Origin of the sequence: Alishewanella jeotgali KCTC 22429 (genome assembly GCF_000245735.1) — a bacterium.
In the GTDB taxonomy this organism is placed as follows: Bacteria; Pseudomonadota; Gammaproteobacteria; order Enterobacterales; family Alteromonadaceae; genus Alishewanella; species Alishewanella jeotgali.
In genome coordinates this window covers 227530-246656 of record NZ_AHTH01000048.1, presented here as the reverse complement: position 1 = coordinate 246656, position 19127 = coordinate 227530, and the positions used below count along the sequence as shown (strand labels likewise).

Annotated in this window: 16 protein-coding genes, 3 tRNA genes and 1 other RNA gene; 8 read left to right on the top strand and 12 right to left on the bottom strand. The window is 51.8% G+C overall.

Translation table 11 applies throughout. From position 1 onward, the window contains the following. Nucleotides 1-40 precede the first annotated feature (40 nt). The 5 genes from AJE_RS15105 to AJE_RS15090 all read right to left on the bottom strand — a co-directional run bounded on the left by AJE_RS15105 (nucleotide 41) and on the right by AJE_RS15090 (nucleotide 4792). On the bottom strand, nucleotides 41-1243 hold the full coding sequence (locus AJE_RS15105) for an FAD-dependent oxidoreductase (protein WP_008951561.1): 1203 nt from the start codon (nucleotides 1241-1243) through the stop codon (nucleotides 41-43). Next, nucleotides 1230-2438, bottom strand: a complete 1209-nt coding sequence (gene ubiH / locus AJE_RS15100) for a 2-octaprenyl-6-methoxyphenyl hydroxylase (protein ID WP_008951560.1) — start codon at nucleotides 2436-2438, stop codon at nucleotides 1230-1232. Before ubiH ends, AJE_RS15105 begins: the two co-directional genes overlap by 14 nt. Before the next feature lie 57 nt (nucleotides 2439-2495). Next, nucleotides 2496-3803: a Xaa-Pro aminopeptidase gene (gene pepP / locus AJE_RS15095; protein ID WP_008951559.1), complete on the bottom strand. Its 1308-nt coding sequence runs from the start codon at nucleotides 3801-3803 to the stop codon at nucleotides 2496-2498. Between the two features lie 4 nt (nucleotides 3804-3807). Next, nucleotides 3808-3984, bottom strand: coding sequence for a hypothetical protein (locus tag AJE_RS18635; RefSeq protein ID WP_008951558.1), 177 nt, complete (start codon nucleotides 3982-3984; stop codon nucleotides 3808-3810). Between the two features lie 226 nt (nucleotides 3985-4210). Then, a complete protein-coding gene (locus AJE_RS15090; RefSeq protein WP_008951557.1) occupies nucleotides 4211-4792 on the bottom strand; it encodes a UPF0149 family protein in 582 nt (193 codons plus the stop codon). Nucleotides 4793-4933: 141 nt separating this feature from the next. Between AJE_RS15090 and ssrS the strand changes: the two genes are divergently transcribed. From ssrS to serA, 4 genes are all read left to right on the top strand, one after another. Next, a non-coding RNA gene (ssrS, locus tag AJE_RS18295) (6S RNA) lies at nucleotides 4934-5117 on the top strand. A gap of 40 nt (nucleotides 5118-5157) precedes the next feature. Continuing rightward, nucleotides 5158-5736, top strand: a complete 579-nt coding sequence (locus tag AJE_RS15085; RefSeq protein WP_008951556.1) for a 5-formyltetrahydrofolate cyclo-ligase — start codon at nucleotides 5158-5160, stop codon at nucleotides 5734-5736. A 106-nt stretch (nucleotides 5737-5842) separates the two neighbouring features. After that, nucleotides 5843-6499: a ribose-5-phosphate isomerase RpiA gene (gene rpiA, locus AJE_RS15080; protein WP_008951555.1), complete on the top strand. Its 657-nt coding sequence runs from the start codon at nucleotides 5843-5845 to the stop codon at nucleotides 6497-6499. A gap of 105 nt (nucleotides 6500-6604) precedes the next feature. Next, a complete protein-coding gene (serA, locus tag AJE_RS15075) occupies nucleotides 6605-7831 on the top strand; it encodes a phosphoglycerate dehydrogenase (RefSeq protein ID WP_008607690.1) in 1227 nt (408 codons plus the stop codon). A gap of 79 nt (nucleotides 7832-7910) precedes the next feature. On the opposite strand, the gene AJE_RS15070 is transcribed toward serA, so the two are convergent. From AJE_RS15070 to gltX, 3 genes are all read right to left on the bottom strand, one after another. Next, complete coding sequence (locus tag AJE_RS15070; RefSeq protein ID WP_008951554.1) at nucleotides 7911-9917, bottom strand: PhoX family protein; 2007 nt, start codon at nucleotides 9915-9917, stop codon at nucleotides 7911-7913. 114 nt (nucleotides 9918-10031) lie between these two features. Further along, nucleotides 10032-10823, bottom strand: coding sequence for a DUF481 domain-containing protein (locus AJE_RS15065; protein WP_008951553.1), 792 nt, complete (start codon nucleotides 10821-10823; stop codon nucleotides 10032-10034). Between the two features lie 117 nt (nucleotides 10824-10940). Then, nucleotides 10941-12347: a glutamate--tRNA ligase gene (gltX, locus tag AJE_RS15060; RefSeq protein ID WP_008951552.1), complete on the bottom strand. Its 1407-nt coding sequence runs from the start codon at nucleotides 12345-12347 to the stop codon at nucleotides 10941-10943. Between the two features lie 198 nt (nucleotides 12348-12545). Between gltX and AJE_RS15050 the strand changes: the two genes are divergently transcribed. The 4 genes from AJE_RS15050 (at nucleotide 12546) to AJE_RS15035 (ending at nucleotide 15132) form a co-directional block, all read left to right on the top strand. Further along, a tRNA-Val gene (locus tag AJE_RS15050) sits at nucleotides 12546-12621 on the top strand. Nucleotides 12622-12728: 107 nt separating this feature from the next. Next, nucleotides 12729-12804: transfer RNA gene (locus tag AJE_RS15045), tRNA-Val, on the top strand. Nucleotides 12805-12910: 106 nt separating this feature from the next. Beyond that, nucleotides 12911-12986 (top strand) — tRNA-Val (locus AJE_RS15040). A 514-nt stretch (nucleotides 12987-13500) separates the two neighbouring features. Then, nucleotides 13501-15132, top strand: a complete 1632-nt coding sequence (locus AJE_RS15035) for a response regulator (RefSeq protein WP_008951551.1) — start codon at nucleotides 13501-13503, stop codon at nucleotides 15130-15132. Nucleotides 15133-15291: 159 nt separating this feature from the next. On the opposite strand, the gene AJE_RS15030 is transcribed toward AJE_RS15035, so the two are convergent. From AJE_RS15030 to ligA, 4 genes are all read right to left on the bottom strand, one after another. Further along, entirely contained in the window at nucleotides 15292-15648 is a 357-nt protein-coding gene (locus AJE_RS15030) for a Fic family protein (RefSeq protein WP_008951550.1), read from the bottom strand. 52 nt (nucleotides 15649-15700) lie between these two features. After that, nucleotides 15701-16420, bottom strand: a complete 720-nt coding sequence (gene lepB / locus AJE_RS18010) for a signal peptidase I (protein WP_008951549.1) — start codon at nucleotides 16418-16420, stop codon at nucleotides 15701-15703. 88 nt (nucleotides 16421-16508) lie between these two features. Then, nucleotides 16509-16976: a DUF2919 family protein gene (locus AJE_RS15020; RefSeq protein ID WP_008951548.1), complete on the bottom strand. Its 468-nt coding sequence runs from the start codon at nucleotides 16974-16976 to the stop codon at nucleotides 16509-16511. Between the two features lie 78 nt (nucleotides 16977-17054). Beyond that, nucleotides 17055-19091, bottom strand: coding sequence for an NAD-dependent DNA ligase LigA (ligA, locus tag AJE_RS15015; RefSeq protein ID WP_420167175.1), 2037 nt, complete (start codon nucleotides 19089-19091; stop codon nucleotides 17055-17057). Nucleotides 19092-19127: the final 36 nt, after the last annotated feature.

Sequence of the window (19127 nt, the reverse complement as noted above, 5' to 3'; positions counted from 1 at the left end):
GCCTTCAAGACTTGGCTTAGACTAATCCGGTTAAGAGCTCTCAATTTGGTTTGGCTAAAGCCGGTAAATCACCGCTATTACCCAGCGCCTGTGCCATCAGCTGCTGTTTAACAAAAGGCAGTTTATCTGCCAGCAGTAAACCTGCGCCGCGCAAAAATTTTAATGCCGGCTGCTCATTACTAAAACCACGTTTGAAAGCTTCCATCGCCGCGATCATGCTTTGCGCTTCGGCCTTACGCCAACGCTGATACGCCTGTAACACGCGGGGGGCAAATAGTGGTTTACCCGCCTGCTGTTGTTTGCCTAACAATTCAGCCAAGGCAGTCACATCCATTAAACCCAGGTTCATGCCCTGCCCGGCCAGCGGATGAATACTATGTGCTGCATCGGCCACCAGCACCACACGGCCACGTACCCAGTCACTGGCATAACGCATCCGTAGCGGATGCACACTGCGCGCTGTTGCCAGCGTTAAACAACCCAAGACACTTTGGCTGGCAGCGGTTAGGGCGCGGGCAAAGGCAGCATCATCCAGCGCCATCAGTTCGCTGGCTCGGCTGGTTTCAGCACTCCAGACAATAGAGCAATGCTTAGGATGCGGCAGCGGCAGCAGCGCCAGCGGCCCGGTCGGTAAAAACACCTGCCGCGCCGTCGCCTGGTGTGGCTCGTCGCAGTGGATCACCGCCACTATCGCATCCTGCTGATAGTCCCAGTGTGTCAGGGGTAACTGTAGCTGCTGGCGCACGTATGAATTTACGCCATCGGCGCCAACCAGTAATTCGCTGAGTAAGATCTCGCCACTGCTCAGTTGCAGCAGCACCTCTCGTTCCGATTGCACTAACTGCTGAATTTGGGCAGCGAAATAACAGTGGATCGCCGGCTGTTGCTGTACTTTTTGATACAGCTGCTGGCGAATCGCTTCGTTATCGCAGATCCAGCCTAGATCTGCCGGCTGTGGTGGCTCGGCGGCAAAATGAATGCGGCCAAAGCTGTCGGCATCCCACACCTGCATCTGCTGATAAGCAGCGGCCTGCGCGGCTATACCATCCCACACGCCTAAATGGGCCAGCACCCGTTGTGAAGCCGGATTAAGGGCGCTTACCCGTAAATAGGCAGGGGTTGCCGGCAGTGGCTCAGCGCCCTTTTCCACCAGCGCCACCTTTAGGCCCTGCTCTGCCAATAACAGCGCCAGGGTTAAGCCGGCACTACCGGCGCCAACGATGGTGACATCAAGATTTTGCATAACGAGTTCCATAACCCATAGTTTGCCGCGCGAGTGGCGTCTTAAGCGGATCGCACAGCAGCATCGCCGTCAGGCCAAGATTACGCGCCAGCGCCACCAGGCGTGAGCGGTTAGAAAAGGTGCGCACTAAGGCGTCGGTCAGCCAAATCACCTGCTGCATGTCGGCCTGGCGTTGCTGCTGATAGGCACGCAGCAGCGCATAGCCACCGGCATCGGCTAAACCTTGTTCTGCCAGCAGCTGGCTTAAACAGGCAATATCTCGCAGTGCCAGATTAAAGCCCTGGCCGGCAATAGGGTGCAGGTTATGTAAGCTGTTACCTAACAGTGCGGTGCGGTGATTCACTACCTGCTGGCTTTGCTTTAACACCAGCGGGTAAGCGGCGCGGCTGCCCACTGCAGTAAAGACGCCGGCCCGATAACCAAATGCCTGTTGAATTTGCGCTAAAAATTCGCTGTCACTGAGTGCCAGTAACAGCGGCACCTGCTCCGGCGGTACCGTCCAGACCAGCGAATAGCGGTTTTGGGTCAGTGGTAGTAAGGCAATAGGGCCATGCTCGGTAAAGCGCTCGAACGCCTTATGCTGATGCGCACTGCTAAGCGCCAGATTGGCGATAATGGCCGCTTGCGGATAAGGCTGCTCCGTTAAACTAAAACCGGCCAGCTGCCGGGTATTGGAAGCACCGCCTTCGGCGATCACCAGTAAGCGGGTACTCACACTCTTGCCGTCATCTAAGGTCAGCTGTTGCCAAGCTTGCTGTTTGTCGATGGCGGCGATGCTGCGCGGCTGCAACCTGCTTAAATTCGGATGCTCCGCTAACGCCTGATACAGCGCTGCGCCAATATGCTCCACTTCGATCACCTGCCCCAGGGCGGGCAAACGGTATTCGTCGGCACTGAGCCAGGTTTTGCCAAAATGACCACGATCGGATACCGCAATGGTTTTGATTGGGCAGGCCTGCTGGGCCAGTTGCGGCCAGAGTTGCCAGCGTTGTAATAATTCGACACTGGCCGCCGCCAGCGCAATACTACGGCTATCAAAACTGGCTTTGGATACCGGCGTTTCAGCCTGCTCGATAATGGCGACCTTTAATGCCGGCGCCTGGCTTAATAATGCCAGCGCCAGCATCGAGCCGGCCATGCCACCACCGGCAATCACCAGATCAAAATCGACTGTGGTAGTGCTTGTTACTTGCACGGCTTACCTTATTTGTTGTGTATTTGTGCTGTTACTGATTACTGTCAGAGCGCCAGGCTAACGATTGGCCATCAGGGCTTCCACTTCCGCCAGGGCTTTGACACAGCCAGCAGTCAGGTTGTCATGGCCGTCCGCGGTCACCAGAATATTATCTTCGATCCGGATTGCCAGGCCCCACCATTTTTCGGCCGCCTCGCTACCCGGAGCGATATAAAGGCCGGGTTCAATCGTCAGCACCATGCCGGGTTGAAACGGCCGGTCGTCACCAGCGACCTTGTAGGCGCCGACATCATGTACGTCCAGCCCCAGCCAATGGCCTATACCATGCATAAAATACTGCTTACAGGCTTTACTGGTTATGAGCTCGGTCAAATCTCCGTGCAAAATACCTAATTCCAGCAGCCCTTTGGTCAGCACCTGCTCGGCAATGGCATTTAACTGGGCAAAGGTGCAACCGGGTTTAACGGCTTCGATGCAAGCCAACTGCGCATCCAGTACCAGCTGATACAGTGCCGCCTGCTCCGGGGTAAAACGGCCATTTACCGGGAAGGTGCGGCTAATATCAGCGGCGTAGCCCTGTAACTCACAGCCGGCATCAATTAATACCAGCTCGCCGTCAGTCAGCTGGCTGCTATTTTCGGTGTAGTGCAAAATACAGCCATTCTCACCACTGCCGACTATGGTGTTATAGGCCGCGAAACGGGCACCATGCAGCGCAAATTCATGCAGGATCTCGGCTTCTAACTGATATTCCCAGCCACCGGCATGGCAAAAGCGCATGGCGCGATGATGGGCCTGAGTGCTGATTTGGCCGGCGCGACGCATTAGCATAATTTCATCGGCACTTTTAATCAGCCGTTGTTCGCTGCTATAAGGCCTAAGGTCCATCAGCGCCACCGGCGCCTGCTCACCGCGTTTTTCACGCTGTCTGAGCCCCTGCATAATGGTCAGCACTTCCTGCTGTAATGCCGGTTCATCACCTAAATTCAGATACACCGCCTGCATGCCATTTAATGCCTGCTGCAAGCTGGCGCTACGCTCACTCAGACTAACGGCATTTAAACCCAGGGTAGTCAGTGCGGCAGCTGGCCCCAGCCGCCGGCCCTGCCACATTTCAGCAAAAGGGTCTTTGTCACGGCACAGCAACAAGCTGCGACACTCGCCCGCGGCGGTTTTAGTTAAGATCAGTAAGGCATCAGGTTCGTTAAAGCCGGTGTAATACCAAAAGTCACTGTGCTGGCGAAACGGATATTCGGTATCGCGGCTGCGGGTTTGCTCGGCGGCTGCACTCAGTAATACCACAGAGCGCTCTGGCAGTTGCGCTAGCAGTTGCTGACGCCGCTGCTCATAGACTTCGATTTGCATCAGCTTAAGAACTCTGTTCGCTGGATGGTAAATCCTTACCATCTAATAAAATTTTGTTGTTACGCCATTGCACACTGTATTGGCCAAGCTTTCGTTTCTTGTCCAATGCATTCTTTACCGCCTGACGCAGAGAATCGTGCGTTGTTGTGGTAAGTACTTCGACGTGTTGCTCAGTTTTCATTTGACGATTCCTCTAACAGCAATTTGAACAAGGTTTGATCATGCACTGTTCGACTACTTTGCGACTGCTCGAAAATTAATATCGGCTCATCACTCGCATTTAAGTAGCACTGAGAATGAAGTCGTTTTTCCTGCACCATTCGGGCCAGCAATGATCCAGCAAGTTGGCATCTAATCTCTTTCCTCGGGTACAGGTAGTAACTTGCCCAATTTTAGTACACTAGCTTTCAGTGTAGTGTTTTATTTAAAGGGCCCTTTACCGCCGGCCGCTGCCCGACTTCGTTATAGCAGCTAAACACCATCAGCCGGATATGTTCCAGTACCAGGAAATAGGCTTCTTCGTTTTCTTCGGCGCTGGCATCGTCTTGCGTACTAAGGTCAACCTTAGTCACTTCGCTAAGCTGATTCACGGCCTCGCGCACTTCTTCGCTTAATAACGATAAATCGGTTTGTTGTACCGAGAAACCGACTAAAAACGCTTGCGCCCACTCCACCATCGCTTCCAGCCGCTCGATCAGTGCATCATCGTCATGCGGCAGCAACAACGCGAAATCATAGTCGGCAGCACTCAGGCTTTGTGAGGTATTGCTGATCAGCTGCTGCACGTCGGTTTTTAGCGCCTGAGGCAAGGCCTGACCGTCATTTAAAAAGTCGTGCAGCACCGGCAAAAACTCGCTGGCATCGGCTGGCATACCGCCGCACAGCAGGCCACTGATTAAACCATGCAATTCTGCAGCAGAAGCCATCACATAGGCTGCATCCAGGGCTGCGCTCCAGCGCTCATAGCTTTGTACCAGTGATAATGGCATACAGTGCCCCTTATTTACTTATATCTGCTTATGCTACCACTGCTACAGAGCCACGCCAACCTGTGCCTAAACAAGCAGCAGTTGGCCGCTTTTTGCCGGGCTTTGTTTCTCATCGCGATAAAAGCGGTGTTATACTGAGGGCGTTCTCTGGGTTGTTCGTGTTTTGTCGATGTCCCTGAGCCGATAATTGTTTTATTAAGGGATGTTTCTGCGTCGCTTTTGTGCAGGCCCGGCTAGTACCGGGAAGCCTACGGTGGCCATTGGCGTTCCGCCTTGAACCTTGGGTTCAAGGGCTGATACAGGGCACGGCAACTTCGGAGAACACTTCTGCACTCTCTCTTCTTCCTGACAGCAAGGATTCTGCATTGCTAAATCGGGCACAACTACGAACTGAAATCCGTAACCGGCGGCAACAGCTAAGCGCTCAGGCGCAGCAGGACGCTGCTATCGGATTAGTGCGGCAACTGCTCCCCTGTGCTGAGGTATTGGCGGCGCAACATATCGCGCTCTATCTGAGTAATGACAGCGAGATTGATACCACGGCGTTAATCCAGGCCTTATGGCAGGCCGGCAAAACCCTCTACCTACCTATTTTGCATCCGTTTTGTGCCGGCTATTTGATTTTTCAGCACTTTCAGCCAACTACGCCGCTATTACCCAATCGCTTTGGTATTCCGGAGCCAAAACTAAACTGCGCTGAACTACTGCCGGTACAGCAGTTGGATCTGATTTTTACCCCTTTAGTTGCGTTCGATAATCTCGGGCAACGCCTTGGCATGGGCGGCGGTTTTTATGACCGTACCCTGTCGCAGTTAGCTACCAATCATCATTGCCGGCTAATCGGTTTGGCGCATGATTGCCAACAAGTGCCGCAGTTACCAGTCGAGCCCTGGGATCAGCCTCTGCATGCGGTAGCGACCGGCAGCCGGCTGCTACGCTTCTAGTCACGGCTTTTTATCGCGAATTATCCGCACTAACTAACACTGTCTTTTTTTCTGGCAGCCGATATACTATCCATCTTTATGGCTAAACGCATAAAGCGAACCCTCCATGACGCAAGATGAAATGAAACGCAACGCGGCCCGCGCCGCCGTGGCCTATATCGAGCCACAGACCATTGTCGGTGTCGGCACCGGCTCTACCGTAAACCACTTTATTGACGCTCTGGCCGAGATCAAAGATCAAATCGCCGGCGCCGTTTCCAGCTCTGAACAATCTACCGCCCGCTTAAAGGCACTGGGCATTCCGGTGCTGGATTTAAACAGCATCAGCGGCTTTGGCGTCTATGTTGATGGCGCCGACGAAATTAACGCCGCCAAGCAGATGATTAAAGGCGGTGGTGCCGCCTTAACCCGCGAAAAAATTGTCGCCGCCGTCGCCAAAACCTTTATCTGTATTGTCGATAGCACCAAGCAGGTTGAGGTATTGGGCAAGTTCCCACTGCCGGTTGAAGTGATCCCGATGGCCAGCAGCTATGTCAGCCGCGAACTGGCAAAACTGGGTGGTAAACCGGTAGTACGCGAAGGCGTGGTCACCGATAACGGTAATCTGATTATTGATGTGCACGGTTTACATATCAGCGAGCCGTTAGCGCTGGAGCAGCAGATTAATAATATCGTTGGTGTTGTTACCAATGGCATCTTTGCCGCTCGCGCCGCCGATCTGGTCTTGGTAGGTAGCGCTGAGGGTACTCAGGTACTGCGCTAATACTAAGCAAAGCTTTTGATAGAACTGTTTTTATAACAATAGCCCCGCTTAAGGGGCAGTGAAGACAACCGGGCAGCATTTATATTAAGCACAAGAGAAGTGACCATGGAAAAATTTTCGCTGGCAAAAGACAAAATTAAGATCCTGCTGCTGGAAGGCCTGCACCAGAGTGCCGTACAAACCTTTAAAGATCACGGCTACAGCAATATCGAGTATCTGAAAACCTCGCTGCCGGAAGACGAGTTGATTGAGCGGATTAAAGATGCCCACTTTATCGGCATTCGCTCACGTACCCAGCTTACCGATAAGGTGTTAGAAGCCGCCTCTAAGCTGGTGGCGATCGGCTGCTTCTGTATCGGTACCAATCAGGTGGATCTGGATGCGGCCTTAAGACGCGCTATCCCGGTGTTTAATGCGCCCTTTTCTAATACCCGCTCGGTGGCTGAACTGGTGCTGGGACAAATTATTATGTTACTGCGCGGTATTCCGCAGCGTAACGCCGCAGCTCATCGTGGCGAGTGGTTAAAAACCGCCGACAACTCCTTTGAAGCACGCGGTAAAACGCTCGGTATTATCGGCTATGGCCATATCGGTACCCAGCTTGGCATTATGGCCGAAAATATCGGTATGCGGGTGCAGTTTTACGATATTGAAAACAAGCTGGTACTGGGCAATGCGGTACAGGTAGATTTAGGCAGCTTACTGAAGACTTCCGATGTGATCAGCCTGCATGTGCCGGAAACGCCACAAACCAAAAATATGATTGGCGAAGCCGAACTGGAGCTGATGAAGCACGGTGCTATCCTGATCAATGCCTCGCGTGGCACTGTGGTTGATATCGATGCTCTGACCAGCGCGTTACAAAGCAAAAAGCTGGCCGGCGCCGCCATCGATGTATTCCCGGTAGAGCCTAAAGGCAACGACGAAGAATTTATCTCGCCACTGCGCCAGTTCGATAATGTGATTTTAACGCCGCATATCGGTGGCTCGACTCAGGAAGCGCAGGAGAATATTGGCTTTGAAGTCGCCGGTAAGCTGGTGAAATACAGTGATAACGGCTCGACCCTGTCGGCGGTGAATTTCCCGGAAGTGTCGCTGCCTGAGCATAAAGGCCGCTCACGCCTGCTGCATATCCACAAAAACCAGCCAGGTATGTTGACCAAAATCAACGAAGCCTTTGCCCGGCATAATATCAATATCTCCGGCCAGTACCTGCAAACTGTGCAGGAAATTGGTTATGTGGTGATTGATATTGACTCGGCCGACCACGAACTGGCATTGAATGAGCTAAAAGCCATTCCGGGCACCTTAAGAGCGCGGGTATTACACTAAGTTTTTACTGAGTCATATTAGAAACAGAACAGGGGGCCAAGGCCCCCTGTGTTATTAGTGCTGTCAATAATCGGGCACCTTAGGTTCCAATCATACCACCGTCATCTTTGGTAATAATCACTGTCGCTGAACGCGGCCGGCTATTGCCACCGTCCGGCCAGTTACTGGTAAAGTTCGTTACGCTGGAACGATCGCCCGGATGCTGGATATTCACAAACATAGTGCGCTGATCCGGCGTCATAATCACCCCTGTCACTTCACAGTCAGTTGGCCCCACCAGGAAACGCTTGATCTGCCGGCTCACCGGATCGGCAACCAGCATGGCATTGTTACCATAAGGGCCGCTGCTTTGCTGGGAGCCACTCATATCCGTTTGGATCCACAGTAAGCCATTATCATCAAACCACAGCCCGTCCGGGCTGGCGTGGTGGTTATCCGCCGTTAATACCAGGTTGGTCCCCGGCGTAGCGGTACCAACGTCACCGGCCAGCAGGAAGATATCCCAGTTAAACTGGCTTGAGGCCAGGGTACCGCGCTCTTTCCAGCGGATAATATGGCCAGTAGCATTGTTGGCGCGCGGGTTGGCTGCATCAACCTGCGCTGCAGTGCGGTTAGTATTGTTAGTCAGGGTAAAATACACTTCCGAGGTTTCCGGATGCACTGCGCCCCACTCTGGTCGATCCATCTTGGTCGCACCGGCGATATCGGCGGCCAGGCGGGTATTAAGCAACACATCCGCCTGATCGCTAAAGCTTACGCCGGCCAAAGCGGCCTTGGCAGCAAACTCGGGATTATTAATATCCAGCGCCAGCCAGTCGCCAGAGCCATCGGCATTAAAACGGGCGACATACAGGGTACCGTCATTCAGCAGATGCCCACCGGCAGTATTGCGGAAGTACGGCTGTTTCGACACATACTTGTAAATATATTCATCCCGCGCATCATCGCCGGAATAAGCCACTAACGGCTCGCCTTCGGTGACCTTGGCAAAGACGATACCTTCATGGGCAAAACGGCCCAGGGCGGTGCGTTTTTGCGGCACACTGTCCGGATTAAAGGGGTCGATTTCAACGATCCAGCCAAAGGTATTGGGTTCGTTGCGGTAATCCTCAGCGGCACTGGCTGCTAATGTCGATGCATTAAAACGCTGATAGCGATCTGCAGCTGGCGTAGCCGTTTCCCAGAAATAACGGCCGTTACTGCTGCCGACGCCATAGCGGCGGTGCTCGCGAACCTGGGTGCTATCGCTATTCATAAAGTAGCCAGCCCAGTTTTCCTCCGCCGTCAGGTAGGTGCCCCAGGGCGTGTAACCATGAGCACAGTTATTTAAGGTACCACGGGTGCGGCTGCCATCCGGACTGTATTTGGTCACTACCTTGGCATGGCCTCGTACCGGGCCTGCCAGCTCCATGGGGGTTTCACCGGTAATGCGGCGGTTAAAAGGGCTGTTACTGACGACCCGCCAGTCACCATTGGCCGCTTTTTCAATATGCACCACACTGACACCATGCGCCGCCAGCTCTTTGGCCACCTGTTCCGCCGGGCGTGGTAATAACGGTCCTTGCGGATGCAGCACATTCGGCTCTACATATTCATGGTTCATCACCAGCAAGCCTTCGCTGGAGCTGTTACCACCGCTGCGCACATCAATCGGGAAAAAATGCATGCCATCATGGTTCATGCCCATTTGCATCGCCTGCTCGGCCGCTGTGTTACTGGCGTCCGCCAGAAAATTCGGATAGGTGCCGGTGATAGGAGTACCCCAGGCCAGGAAAGGCTTAGCGCTATAGCCCGCCGGTACGGTAATGCCATCAACCCGGTTGGCCGAAATAGCAGCAAAACCCAAAAAAGCCGGTGCCGGGATCACACTAACAGGTGGCAAAGGCTCAGCGGTATCGCTGCTATTACAGCCGGTTAAGCCAACGCCCATAATACCGGACACGGCAGCTGCCAAACTGCCTTTTAAAAAGCTGCGCCGCGCCATCCGTTGTTCTAATACCTCGCCAAAGCTCGGATTAACAGACGTATTAGAGATGGGCTCCAGGCCGGAGTTATCTATTTGAACAGGGAGATTAGGTTGTGTCATGGTCAGGGTTCCTGCGTGATTTATAATATTGGCGCAGAAATTGGAACATGACTATGTGAAAGCCAAATGACATCCAGGTGGCTTTTTGGTTAAAGATTGATTACAAAAAACTGCTTAGAATTGATACACCAGCGACGCCGAGGTTTCGGTATCAGTAGTTTGCAAATTGCCTTCAGGCCGCGAGTTGTGGCTCACCGAGAAACTTAAACGCATTGCCAGCCTGCCATTAATTTGCGCGGTTAAAGCGCTGCGGCTGGTATAAGCCGAGTTTTCGCCATCGACCGACACATTGCCTTCGAAGGTTTGGCGAAAACGGCTGCCTTTGTAAATTTCCTGCTCAAAGTTGAGTGCCAAAAACCAGATCAAACCCTTAGAAGTGCTGCCGGAAGCGCCCTCGCGATACGCAAAACCCGGGCCGGTTTCCAGATCCAGATAGTTGGCCTGCTTTTGATACACCCGGTTGGCATAACCTGTTGCCAGCGAGCCGACCTGCCGGAATGAACCAAACATATCGTAGGCATAGGCACCGCGGCCAAAGAACGAGGTAGAACCGCTTAAAAACTTATAGTTACTCTGCCCTGACAACGCATAGCGTTTTACTGTGGCCTCGGTGCGCACTTCACCGGTTTCACTGTTGGTAAACTGATTCTTTTGGATCCGGCCCTGCACATTATAGCGGTTCCGGAAATAATCATTTTCATGCACCATTTCAGTATTGACTCGCCAGCCGCGTGCATCGGTGTTGCCATCGATAAACAAAAAGCCCAGCTCAATATCGCCGGTAAGGGTGCCAAGTAACCCCAGGTTCTGTAATTCAGGCACCAGAGGCTCGGCCTCTTCCGGCGCTTCATTGGCACTGACGTGAAACGCCAGCAAGGCCACGACTAACAATAAAAAAACAGGCATGTTTAATCTAATATTCAGTTTTTTTTAATCTACACGCAAAGTGAATTAAAAACGCCTGAACTCGCAGGCGTTATCACATCTTAAGGTATCCGCTCAGACCGGGTCTGAGCCGGTGCATCAGACAGCGTGCTGCTTAATAAAACTCAGCGCCTGCTCGATGCGGGCCAGGCTGCGCGCCTGACCAATCAGTTGTAACGTCAGATCCAGCGCCGGTGAATTACCGCCACCTGTTACTGCCACCCGTAGCGGCATCCCCACCTTACCCATACCCAGCGCCAGTTCGGCGGCGGTATCGGTAATTTGCTGATGGATCAGCGCTGGCTGCCAGTCGGTCAACTTAGCCAGTTTGGCATGTAACAATGCCAAAGGTTCCGCCGCTGCCGCAGTTAAATGTTTCTTGGCGGCCGCTTCGTCAAAGCTGCTAAAGTCTTCATAGAAATAGCGGCTGACTTCCACCATTTCTTTTAAGGTTTTAACCCGTTCGGCCTGTACCTGCACCAGCTGCGCTAAACTTGGCCCGGTGCTGATATCCAGTTTTTGCTCGGTAACATGCCAGGCTAAATGGCTGGCGACTTCTTCTGCCGGCAGGGTTTTCATATAGTGTTGATTTAACCAGATCAGCTTGTCGGTATTAAAGGCCGATGGGGCACGATTACAAGCCGACAGGTCGAACAGCTGTACCAGCTCGTCCAGACTAAAAATTTCCTGATCGCCATGCGACCACCCCAGCCGAACTAAATAGTTGATCAGTGCCTGCGGCAGAAAGCCGTTATCGCGATATTGCATAACGCCGACAGCGCCGTGACGTTTTGATAACCGCTTGCCATCGTCGCCCAGAATCATCGGTACATGCGCGTATTTTGGGATCTCAGCGCCCAGTGCAGCCAGAATATTCATCTGCCGCGGGGTGTTATTAACATGGTCGTCACCACGGATCACATGGGTAATGCCCATTTTCCAGTCGTCGACGACCACGGTCAGGTTATAGGTTGGGGTGCCGTCACTGCGGGCAATTACCAGATCGTCCAGCTCAGCATTGGCAATTTCAATGCGGCCTTTAATCATATCATCAATCACGACCACGCCATCCTGCGGGTTTTTAAAGCGGATTACATAAGGCTTGTCGGCCGGATGATCAGTGCGATCGCGCCACATACCGTTATATTTTGGCTTTTCACCGGCGGCCATTTGCGCTTCGCGCATCGCGTCCAGCTCCTCTACCGTGCAGAAGCACTTGTAGGCTTTGCCTTCTGCCAACAGCTGCGCCACCACTTCTTTATACAGGTCAAAGCGTTTGGTTTGATAGTACGGGCCTTCGTCGTGCTCCAGTCCCAGCCACTGCATACCTTCTAAAATGGCGTCTACCGATTCCTGGGTTGAGCGTTCCAGATCGGTATCTTCGATACGCAGAATAAATTTACCGCCATTTTTTCTGGCATATAGCCAGCTGTATAAAGCAGTACGGGCGCCACCTACGTGTAAGTAGCCGGTTGGGCTGGGTGCAAAACGGGTCACTAATGACATAATTTTTCCAATTCAGACAGGCAAAAAGCTAAGAGGCCGGTATTGTAACAATCCACGCCGGCGGATGCACCCGAGGCGTAGTGGCAAAAGCTGGTTTTTTTCACTATGCTGTTTACTTTTGCGGCATACAGCGCGCTTTGCCCGAAAATAAAGTTGACAGCTAAATCACGCTCCCTATAATGTGCGCCATCGCAGCGTGGATTGTTAGCTCAGCTGGGAGAGCACCGCCCTTACAAGGCGGGGGTCACTGGTTCGAACCCAGTACAATCCACCAAATTTAGAAGTATCGGTGAGAGCACAGCCCGCTCTTTACGAAAAGACGGTTGCCACTGGTTTAAACCCAGTACAATCCACCAATATTCTACACAGCGATACTCCCATGGATTGTTAGCTCAGCTGGGAGAGCACCGCCCTTACAAGGCGGGGGTCACTGGTTCGAACCCAGTACAATCCACCAAATTTTTAAAATCGTTGAGAGCACCGCCCGCTCTTTACGAAGAGACGGTTGTCACTGGGTCGAACCCAGTACAATCCACCAAAGCCCCGATTTACGATACTCCCATGGATTGTTAGCTCAGCTGGGAGAGCACCGCCCTTACAAGGCGGGGGTCACTGGTTCGAACCCAGTACAATCCACCAAATTTTTAAAGTCGTTGATAGCACCGCCCTCTCTTTACGAAGAGACGGTTGTCACTGGTTCGAACCCAGTACAATCCACCAAAACTCTTAAGCAAAAGTTCCAATAGATTGTTATCCCAACCGGGAGAGCACCACCCGCTTTTTACAAAAACACGGTTGCCACTGGTTCGAACCCAGTACAATCCACCAAGTTCCGATACTTAGCGCACAGATCAGTGCTGCGCCCTTAGCTGGGTAGCAATTTTCTCCACCGGCTTCAAGGATCATCCCTGTGCCCTTTCAGCCTCCGCAGCATCCCTGCTGCTGTTACGAAAAATCTACCGCAGCTAAGGGCTTGACCAATATCGGTGAGGCATCACGGAAAATATCCTTCTGGCCGCAAGATCTTGAACAAAGTGGTAAATACAGAGTACAGATTTAGTGCGCAATCGCCTATTTATTGATCCTGCCCGGTTAACTCAAGGCAAAAAGTTGCTATAGTAGCTTTAGACGAAGTTCTCGGATCCAGCCTGTAATGGAAAATGTACCCAAGCGGGACGAACGCATCCTGATTATTGATGAGCAACCTTTATCACAAAGTTACTTGCGCTACTCTCTCGAACAGTTGGGGTACCAAAACACTATTATTGCTGACAAGCCCCAAATTGCTCTCAATCTGTGCCGGGAAAACAAGTTTGACCTAATTATTTGTTCTTATAATCAGGCTGATGGCAAAAAAGACGGTTTCCAATTATTTGAGGAATTAAAGTTAGCCGGATTACACAAGCTAAGCACCGGAATCATTTTTATTAGTGCCGAAACTGACCCGACTCTGGTGCACAGTGTTATAGAACTACAACCGGATGAATTTCTTGCAAAACCTTTTGTTATCAAAGATCTCCAACTAAGAATTGAGAGAGTTCTTAAACGAAAGCATCAACTCCGCCCGCTGTATCAGTTAATCGACACACAACAATACGATACTGCGGTTCAACTTATTGATGAGCAGTTAGCAGATGCAGGCCAGCGGAAATGGTTTCCGTTAATGTTGAAGCTAAAAGGCGATATTTTGCTGACTCAACATCAGTTTGCTGAAGCTGAGCACTTTTTTTTGGCCATGCTAAATATTCAACCCTTTAGCTGGGCGAAAATGGGATTAGTTCGTTGCTATGTGCAACAAGGACGCGAAGAGCTCGCCTTACAAGAATTAGAATCTCTTTTGCTGCGCACCGAGAGCAGACTATTCGCTCTGGATTTATTATCAGAGCTCGAATTTAAACAGCAGCGCTACCAGAGGGCGCAACAACATCTTATCGACGCTGCAGACTTAGCACCGCGTAATCTTTTTCGTCAGCAGAAATTATTGCAGCTATCTCGTTTAAACCATGATTATGAGACGCAGTACCGTGCTGCGAAAGATATGGTCAAATATGCGCGATACTCTGTTTTCGAACAACCCGACTTATATCTAAATCTTGCCCGGGCAAGTATCGACTTTGCGCTAGCCAGTGAGAGCGAAGAACAGCACAGCCGGTTGAATCGTCAAGCGAATCAGAGCTTACAAACCTTACAGAAGCAGTTTTCAAAACAGGCTCTTTCAGAACAACAGCAGGTACTCCAGGCACGCTTACTTTACCTGCAAGATCACAAAGATAAAGCCAAGGCGCTGCTACGCGATCTGAAAACCGATCAGCCGATCACCTCGCTGGAAGACGCCCTGGATAAGGCCAAGGCGCTGCATGAGGTGGGGCTTACCGACGCGGCCGAACAACTGTTTAGCCAAATCAGCCAGCACTGTAAACAGCAACAACCCGATCCGCTGCTGGGCGCCTATTTGCAACAGGAAGTCACTGAACGCCGGCAAATGCAACAAGGCCCGCGCGAGCTTAACAACAGTGCTGTACAGCTTTATCAACGCGGACATTGGGAGCAGGCGTTTGAAGCCTTCACTCTGGCACACAAGGTGATGCCAAAAAATGCCGGTATTGCACTAAACTTACTGCAAACCCTGCTAACCAGCCCAAGACCTCTGTGCGCGCCAGATCTACGTTATCGTTTGCTGCAACAATGTGAGCTGGTTGTCGCCGGCGCCACCCTTAAACCTGAGCAGCAACGTCGTTATGAACAGCTAAAAAGCAAGCAACAGCCGTTACAAATGAACGGCTGAGTAGATTATATGATGCAAAGCATGGGTAAATAAGAGTGACGTTTCATTTCCGCGTCCCAGTACTGTTTTAAAATCAATCACATTACAATCAGTATTATTACTGCGGGGAGAATCTTGCCGTATTGAGGTGTTAGTTCTGAGGGACTATGGTAAAGATTCTTAGGCTTTTGTTGAAAGTTGATAAGCCTGGAACCGACTGTTCGGTTTATCTGGTAATGTCATCTCAATTACCCCCGCAGCGAGTGCTGGCTGCAGATAACTTAGACGAAAAGATTCCCGATCTTTTAACCCAAGCTGTCTTTGTAATTCCCCACTGCTCAACGGCTGATTTGCACTGGTCAGTACATCAAGCAAGGCTTTGACTTGCGGGGTAACTTGCGGGGTACTGGTCGTTGTTGCACTAATAAGCGTTTCTAAAATGACATCCAGCATAAACTCGATAAAAGGTGAGGAGTCTGTTTGTTTCGTGCTTAAATTCAGTGCAGCATCATAGGCACTCTGGTGTGCATAAACCATGCTCTCAACCGGTAACTGTCCCTCTGCTTTTACAACATTGACGTTCGCTCGTTTAACGCTCAGGTATAACAAAGCTATCCTTTAAAAAAGTTACATGTGGCGATCCCCAAAAAGGACTATCCGCATGAATAGCATATAACGCAGTATGTCTTATCTGCTGTCGTTGGATTGGGCCGAAGTTTCGGGAATCAAAGCTGTTTTGCTGATTATCACCCAATACAAAGAACTCATTTTCATCAAGAAAATAACGACTGCGCTGGCTGTTACATTTTTTAGCAGGATCAAATGCAACTGGCTGCCAATTATTTTCCACTGAGAAATGGAAATTATTGACATAGGTTACGCCGTCACACACCAAGATACTATCACCTGGTATGCCATGCACACGTTTACGCGTATATTCATACTGAGCAGGTTGCCGCGTCTTAAAAGTAATCATTTCACCTCTTGATGGCGCAATGTTAGTTATCTTTGCCACAACTATGTCGCCCGGCTTGATAGAAGGCAAATTTGAAGGCTCTTGAGAGCCGGAGAACTCATAACCCGGGATGGTGCGTACAAAGGTAAATAATAGCAGTGGCCCTAATATTAAATAGCCTAGTGCCTGCAGCAGGTTGTACTTAAGAAAGCTGACAATAACAGTAACGGGGATTAATCCAAGCCCCACCCACAACCAAAGCATAAAAGTCAGCGGCGTCGTCACAAGATCAAATGCTACAAGCACCAGAAAATACAAGGCATAAGCCAGTAACACCCAAAATAGCAACCGCATATCACAATCCCTTGCAAACTTCCAACAAGGCGCCAATGTAAACGAAGTGTGACATTAAGAGCAAGATCAAAAGTATTGAAGGCGGGTGTTACTTCTCTACCGGCTCCGGCCACTCGCTAAAGATCCGCGGCAAGGTTTTCGAGCGGATTAACCAGAATACCCCCAACCCCAAACCAATCACCGAAACCAAACGCCAGGGCGCATCCAGAATCACATCGGCGGGCAGATCATATAGGCTGTAAGCCAAATCGGCCGCGCAGCTAAATAAGAGTAACCAGCGGCTAGCACGCCAGATGGCGCGCCAGGCGGCGCTGCGTTTATCGCTACGTTGACTTAATGCCGCCACGACCAACAGTACCGGCAAGGCAATGACACAGGCGATCAAAAAGTCCTGCTGTTGTGGATAGAACAGTTTCAGTAAATCCTTTTGCTGCGGCGGCAAGGTCAGGACTAGTACCCAGCTTAAATAAGGGCGCAGCAGCAGCGCCAGCAACCAGTAAAAGCGTTGTGGTATCGGCGTCAGACCGTATTTATCCAGCAGAGGCCAGTCTTTCATGCCTGTCGCTTATTTTTTTCATCGCGCACATAGGGGCGAAACAAGGCGCCCCAGTCCAGTAATAAGCTAACTAACCAATCAGGCATCCGGGCTGACTCCATACTGCTTAAACAAATCCAACATCTGTTGCTCATCCCAGACCGGTACCTGTAATTCACTGGCTTTCGCCAGTTTCGAGCCGGCATTTTCGCCGGCAATGACGGCATGGGTTTTCGCTGACACCGAGCCGGAGACTTTGGCTCCCAGCCGCTGTAATAACGCCTTGGCTTCATCGCGGCCCATACTGCTCAAAGTACCGGTTAATACGATGGTCTGGCCGCTTAACGGCTGTTCAGTAACCTGTTGCTGTGCTATCGCCGGCCAATGCAGGCCCTGCGCCAGTAAGGCGCTGACCACCTGTTGGTTATGCGGCTCGCGGAAGAAATGATACAGATGCTCAGCAACGACAGTACCAACATCGCTAACCTCTAACAGCTGCTCGATACTGGCGGCCATCAGGGCATCCAGGCTGGCAAAATGATTAGCCAGATTCAGCGCCGTCGCCTCGCCCACTTCCCGGATCCCTAAGGCATAAATAAAGCGCGGCAAGGTGGTACTTTTCGCGGCTTTAATGGCATTTAACAACTTCAGTGCTGATTTTTCGCCCATCCGCTCCAGGCCAACTAAGGACGGCATATCCAGGTCAAAGATCGCATCCGGTGTTTTCACCAGTTGCTGCTCTACTAACTGCTCAACCAGCTTATCGCCCAGACCTTCAATATCCAGCGCCTTGCGCGAGACAAAGTGTTTTAGCGATTCTTTCAGCTGTGCCGCGCAATATAAACCGCCACTGCAGCGGGCCACTGCCTCACCACTCACCCGCTCCACCGCTGAACCACAGACCGGGCAGGCCTCGGGGAAGATTACCGGCTTTGTCTGTGCCGGGCGCTGCTCGGTAACGACGGCAACAATTTGTGGGATCACATCGCCGGCGCGGCGCACTATCACTTTATCGCCAATTTGTACGCCCAGCCGGTTTATTTCGTCCTGATTGTGCAGTGTGGCATTACTAACCATCACTCCGCCGACATTAACCGGCTCCAGCCGCGCGACCGGGGTGATAGCGCCGGTACGGCCGACCTGAAAATCCACGTCCAGTAAGGTGGTTAGCATTTCCTGTGCCGGGAATTTAAAGGCAATGGCCCAGCGCGGCGCGCGGGCGACAAAGCCCAGCGCCTGTTGCTGCGCCAGATTACTGACCTTAATAACGACACCGTCAATTTCATAAGGCAGCGCCGCGCGTTTGGCCAGGATCTGCTGATAGTAGCTCAGCGCTGCCGCTGTACCCTCAACCAGACGGATCTCCGGGCATACCGGCAAGCCCCAGTCTTTTAGCTGCTGCAGGCGCTGATAATGGCAGCGGTTATTAAGCCGTGACTCGGGATCATCTACTTGACCAACCGCATAGGCATAAAACATCAGCGGTCTTTTCGCGGTAACGGCCGGATCCAACTGCCGTAAACTGCCCGCGGCGGCGTTACGCGGGTTGGCAAAGACTTTTTCACCGCGTGCCTTGGCATCGTTGTTCAGCCGTTCAAAGCCAGAGAGCGGCATAAAGACTTCGCCGCGCACTTCCAGTACCGGCGGTACTTCACCGGTTAAGCGCAGCGGGATCGCCCGGATGGTGCGGATATTGGCGGTAATATCTTCGCCGGTGCTGCCATCGCCGCGGGTTGCCGCCTGCACTAACACGCCGTGTTCGTAACGGATACTGACCGCCAGGCCGTCTAACTTAGGCTCAGCACAAAAGCTAAAATCGCCGGCAAAATCCAGCCGATCCTGCATCCGTTTTACAAAGGCCTGAAAATCGCTGTCATCAAACGCATTGTCCAGCGATAACATCGGTACCTGATGGCTAACCTGGGAGAATTTGGCTAAGGGGGCGCCACCAACCCGCTGTGTTGGTGAGTCGGCGGTAATCAATTCTGGATGCTGCTGTTCCAGTTGTTGCAGCTCGCGGTACAGCCGATCGTATTCGGCATCCGGCACACTGGGAGCGTCTAACACATAGTATTGATAGTTATACTGTTCCAGCTGCCGGCGCAGCTGAGCGATTTGCTGTTCAGGAGACATCATTTGCAAACTCACCAACAAAAACGGCAGGATAATCCT

Excerpts from the sequence above, each read along its gene's own strand:
- AJE_RS15035 (WP_008951551.1), top strand. The coding sequence starts at position 13,501 with ATGGAAAATGTACCCAAGCGGGACGAACGCATCCTGATTATTGATGAG.
- rpiA (WP_008951555.1), top strand. The coding sequence starts at position 5,843 with ATGACGCAAGATGAAATGAAACGCAACGCGGCCCGCGCCGCCGTGGCC.
- AJE_RS15020 (WP_008951548.1), bottom strand. The coding sequence starts at position 16,976 with ATGAAAGACTGGCCTCTGCTGGATAAATACGGTCTGACGCCGATACCA.
- pepP (WP_008951559.1), bottom strand. The coding sequence starts at position 3,803 with ATGCAAATCGAAGTCTATGAGCAGCGGCGTCAGCAACTGCTAGCGCAA.
- ligA (WP_420167175.1), bottom strand. The coding sequence starts at position 19,091 with ATGATGTCTCCTGAACAGCAAATCGCTCAGCTGCGCCGGCAGCTGGAA.
- AJE_RS18635 (WP_008951558.1), bottom strand. The coding sequence starts at position 3,984 with ATGAAAACTGAGCAACACGTCGAAGTACTTACCACAACAACGCACGAT.
- AJE_RS15065 (WP_008951553.1), bottom strand. The coding sequence starts at position 10,823 with ATGCCTGTTTTTTTATTGTTAGTCGTGGCCTTGCTGGCGTTTCACGTC.
- gltX (WP_008951552.1), bottom strand. The coding sequence starts at position 12,347 with ATGTCATTAGTGACCCGTTTTGCACCCAGCCCAACCGGCTACTTACAC.
- AJE_RS15105 (WP_008951561.1), bottom strand. The coding sequence starts at position 1,243 with ATGCAAAATCTTGATGTCACCATCGTTGGCGCCGGTAGTGCCGGCTTA.
- AJE_RS15070 (WP_008951554.1), bottom strand. The coding sequence starts at position 9,917 with ATGACACAACCTAATCTCCCTGTTCAAATAGATAACTCCGGCCTGGAG.
- AJE_RS15030 (WP_008951550.1), bottom strand. The coding sequence starts at position 15,648 with ATGGTTTATGCACACCAGAGTGCCTATGATGCTGCACTGAATTTAAGC.
- lepB (WP_008951549.1), bottom strand. The coding sequence starts at position 16,420 with ATGCGGTTGCTATTTTGGGTGTTACTGGCTTATGCCTTGTATTTTCTG.
- AJE_RS15090 (WP_008951557.1), bottom strand. The coding sequence starts at position 4,792 with ATGCCATTATCACTGGTACAAAGCTATGAGCGCTGGAGCGCAGCCCTG.
- serA (WP_008607690.1), top strand. The coding sequence starts at position 6,605 with ATGGAAAAATTTTCGCTGGCAAAAGACAAAATTAAGATCCTGCTGCTG.